The sequence below is a fragment of the Mycobacterium persicum genome (assembly GCF_002086915.1).
GTDB classification, from domain to species: Bacteria; Actinomycetota; Actinomycetes; order Mycobacteriales; family Mycobacteriaceae; genus Mycobacterium; species Mycobacterium persicum.
This window is the reverse complement of record NZ_MWQA01000001.1, coordinates 1512334-1516588: the sequence shown is the minus strand read 5'-3', so window position 1 is coordinate 1516588 and position 4255 is coordinate 1512334. Positions and strand designations below refer to the sequence as shown.

4 protein-coding genes are annotated in these 4255 nt (G+C 66.1%); all 4 read right to left on the bottom strand.

The features are described from left to right. On the bottom strand, positions 1-1907 hold a 1907-nt coding region (locus B4U45_RS06730; protein WP_219859568.1), incomplete at its 3' end, for an FHA domain-containing protein. Between the two features lie 110 nt (positions 1908-2017). Continuing rightward, complete coding sequence (locus B4U45_RS06725; protein WP_240316475.1) at positions 2018-2356, bottom strand: DUF4189 domain-containing protein; 339 nt, start codon at positions 2354-2356, stop codon at positions 2018-2020. A 110-nt stretch (positions 2357-2466) separates the two neighbouring features. Then, complete coding sequence (locus B4U45_RS06720) at positions 2467-3192, bottom strand: LppX_LprAFG lipoprotein (protein WP_075545412.1); 726 nt, start codon at positions 3190-3192, stop codon at positions 2467-2469. 243 nt (positions 3193-3435) lie between these two features. Then, a partial coding sequence (locus B4U45_RS06715) for an ABC transporter permease (RefSeq protein ID WP_219859356.1) occupies positions 3436-4255 on the bottom strand: 820 nt, incomplete at its 5' end.

The following is a 4255-nucleotide window of genomic DNA, read 5'->3' as shown; positions in this document are numbered from 1 at the left end:
CCCAGGAATCCGAGGATGAGTCCTTGGATGGTGGTGAGTGCGGTCAGGACGACGAGTTTGGAGGCTAGGTAGGCGCTGGTGGATAGGCCGATGCCGTGTTCGCGGCGGTAGATGGCTTGTTCTTTGACGATTTCGCGGATGGAGGCTGCGCAGCCCATCAGGGCGCCGCCGATGATCAGCAGTACCAGCAGTTGGGAGGGTTGGGTGGAGCGTTCTTCGATGGCTTTGGCCAGGGAGAGTCCGGCGTTGCCGGGCACGGCGTGGGCGAACAGGCTCAGCAGCAGCGGCAGGGCCAGCAGGAACACCGAGTATTGGCGGTCGGCGGCGATGACGGCCAGGTAGCGTCGGCACAAGATGGCGAATTGGGCCAGGGCGCTTTGTTGGGCCAGGGCTTTGGTGGTGGGCGCTGGTGGGGGTGGGCCGGGTGTGGGGGCCGGGTGGGCGGTGACGGCGGCGTGTAGCGGTGAGGCGTAGAAGCGGGCGGTCCAGTCGGTGGTGGTGTCGCGTTCGAGCAGGGTGAACAGGTCGGCGAAGTCGGTGCAGTGGAAGTAGCTCAGGGCTTGTTGGGGTGGGCCGAAGTAGGCCAGCCGGCCCCCGGGGGCCAAGATCAGTAGCCGGTCGCACATGTTGAGGTGGGCGATGTTGTGGGTGACCACCACCACCGAGCGGCCGTCGTCGGCCAGCGAGCGCAGGGTCTGCATGACCGATTTCTCGTAGCCGGGGTCGAGCCCGGAGGTGGGTTCGTCTAAAAACAGCAGCGAGGGTTTGGTCAGCAGTTCCAGTGCGACGCTGGTGCGTTTGCGTTGCCCGCCCGACAGACTGTCGATGCGCTGATCGGCCTGGGTGGACAGGCCCAGTTCGGTCAGCACTTCCTGGATGCGTTGGTTGCGTTCGGCGGCCGACACGTCGTGGGGAAACCGCAGCCGCGCAGCGTAATTGAGCGCGCGGCGGACCGTCAGCGGGGTGTGCAGGATGTCGTCTTGGGGCACGAACCCGATCCGGTGGCGCAGTTCGGCGTAGTTGTCGTAGAGGTCGCGGTCGTCGTAGCGCACGCTGCCGCTGGTGGCCGGGCGGAACCCGGTCAGCGCGCCCAGCAGCGTGGATTTCCCGGCCCCGCTGGGCCCCACCACCGCCAACAGGCTGCGCTGGGGCAGGGCGAAGCTGACATCGGCCAACAACACCTTGGACTTCTTGGAGCCCTTGTTGGTGACCACCCGCAGGTTGGCCGCCTCATAGGAAATGTCGCCGGTGTCAACGTATTCCACCAGCCGATCCCCGGACAGCTGCAACAGCTGATGACCGATGCCGACGATGTCGCTGGGCCCCAGCAGCGTCCGGTTGATCCGGGTGCCGTTGACGTAGGTGCCGTTGGCGCTGTTGTTATCGACCAGCTCCCACTGACCGCCCGAACGGCGCAGCATCGCATGACGGCGCGAGACCAGCAGATCATTGAGCACCACATCGTTGTCGGGGCCACGCCCGATCGTCACCACCAACTGATCAATGGCATGCACCGCCGTCGGCGCCCGGGCCACCGTCGTCTGGCCCACCACCGCCGCCGGCTGCGCCGCCGCGGCGGGCTGCCCGCCCGGCGCCAACTGCACCAACTCACCCGAGGACGCCGACCCCAACATCACCGACACCGGCCCCGCGATCGCCACCCGCTCGACCCGCGCACCCTCGACAAACATCCCATTGCTGCTGTGGTTGACCAAAACCCAGCCCCCCGGGCCCGGCTGCAACACCGCATGATCTCGCGACACCCGCGGATTATCCAACCGCACATCAGCCTCAGCCGACCGACCAATCGTCCACACCCGATTCGGCGTGGCATGCCAGACCCGCCCACCAGCACGCAACTCCAACCGGGGCACCTCCATCACAACCGCCTCGGCCCTACCCTCCATACCAAGCCTCCGACACCTCCACCCAACAACCCCAAACCACTCACCACCCCAGGGCGACAATCTTTAGGCGCGCGTGCGAATACCGGCCCGGAGTTGCGGCCGCAGCAGCCCTAGTTGCAGTACCAGGTCCCGATCCACCCTGAGGTACCGAGGTTCTTCGCGGCGTCTTGCTCTGCGGCCAGCAGCGTAGGCCCGTAACCGCCCGCATGATCACCGCGGCTGTTCTCGGCGATGGCGCCGCAATCGGTGAAGGTGACGAGCACCTTGCAGTCGGAGTAACCGCATGCACCCAACGCGGCGCTCTCCGCGGCGGCCTTCGACGGGGCATGTTTGGTGCGGCCGAACACTTTTCCGGACGGCGAGTAGGCGATCGCGCCGACGTACCCGTCGGCCTCGGCTGCCGGCGCCAGCGTGAAGATCATCGCCGTCACCGCTACGAAGTTGGTCACTGAAACCGCAGCTCGGCGTTGAAAAGCGGTCAATGCCATGGTGGTTCCTTTCCAGGTTCGGTGGTCCGGCAATGCTGAAACGCGAGGGGGCTCGATGTCGGATTGGGCGGTTATGCCGGTTTGGTCGCGGTGACCTGCTTGCCCCAGTCGGACATGGTCATGGTCACGGTCCCGTTCTGGACCGGGCTGATTTCGATCTTGACGAGGTGATGAGACCCGTCCGAGGCAATCCAGACCGTGGTGGGTGTGCCCTGCGCGTCCTTCGGGCTCAGGCGCGCCCCGGCCAGTGTGGTGATGTCGTCGGCGGACGACGTGCCGCTGATCTTGGTGGTCGGGATCCCGTTGATCTGTTCGCTGCCAACCACTTTCGGGTTTTGCAGGTCGGAAAGCAGTTTGGCCAGACCGCGATTCGGGTCGAGCAGGGTCGACACGTCATAGATCGACGCGCCGTTGCCGTAGTCGGCGTATGTGCCGGGGTCGGCGACGTCGGAATAAAGATGCCCGTCGACAAAGACGAACTTCGAATCAACCGGGTTCTTGCCGACGACCAGGGTCGCGGTACCGGTGGCGACCGTTTGCGGCGTGTTGGAGACGTCGCCGTCGAGTTTGGTCACGGCGAGGTTAGGCACCGAGCCTTGCACCGTGAGGCTCACGTGCATCCCGGTGACCTTGGCCATGACGTCGGCAGCCTGTTTGACGGTGCTGGCGGCGTCACCATTGGCAGGGCTGCTCGACCCGCCAGCGCCCTTGTTTGAGCTGGAACATCCGGTGAGCACGAGTGCCGTCGCGGCGACGGCGGACACGGCCGCCGCAGCGGCGCGAGACCAGCGCTTCATAGACATCTCCTTCGTCGAGGCAACGGCACGTTGCCGCGGGCAAACTCAGCTGGAGGCAGCGCCAAAGCCGGCGACTTAGCGTAAACCCGCCGATATCGGCTTGACTAGCCTTTCGTCGGTCTCGGTAGCGCGAGGGTGACCGCCATTGGAGCAAAGCGGCAAGCCGCCGGCGTCGCACCGTGGCCGGCCCGCAGCCAGGACCGGTCAGCAACACCGCCAAGCGCGCCGCGCCGATCGCGTGGGCTACTTGCGGCCCTTTCGCTGGGGGTCGAGCCGCTTGAGCCGCACCGCCAGCAAAAGCACCAGGACCACCGCCAGCGCCGCGCACATACCGGCGGCGGTGAGCCAGTTACTGCGGTCGTGATCCCATAGCGGGTCTTCCGCGCCCGGGTGCAGGAAGTTCACCCCCACGGTGGCGGCGGCCATGGCGTAGGCCCATCGGGATGGGGATAGCCAGGCCAGTTGCTCGAGCGGGGGCCGGCCGTTGACCGCGAACATGCCGCCGCACAGCACCAGTTGGGCCATGACCACCAGGACCAGCAGCGGCATGCCCCGATCGGCGTTGCCGATCAGCGCCGAGATCAGCAGGCCGATGATCATCGAGACCACGGTGACCGCAACGACGGCCACCGCCACCTCGACCGCGCCCACCAGATGCTGTTGTGTTTCGTCGGCTTGCTGGGACAACAGCACGGAGCTATCGGGCGGAGGCAGGAACACCGTCCCCAGGAATCCGAGGATGAGTCCTTGGATGGTGGTGAGTGCGGTCAGGACGACGAGTTTGGAGGCTAGGTAGGCGCTGGTGGATAGGCCGATGCCGTGTTCGCGGCGGTAGATGGCTTGTTCTTTGACGATTTCGCGGATGGAGGCTGCGCAGCCCATCAGGGCGCCGCCGATGATCAGCAGTACCAGCAGTTGGGAGGGTTGGGTGGAGCGTTCTTCGATGGCTTTGGCCAGGGAGAGTCCGGCGTTGCCGGGCACGGCGTGGGCGAACAGGCTCAGCAGCAGCGGCAGGGCCAGCAGGAACACCGAGTATTGGCGGTCGGCGGCGATGACGGCCAGG

Excerpts from the sequence above, each read along its gene's own strand:
- B4U45_RS06720 (WP_075545412.1), bottom strand. The coding sequence starts at position 3,192 with ATGAAGCGCTGGTCTCGCGCCGCTGCGGCGGCCGTGTCCGCCGTCGCC.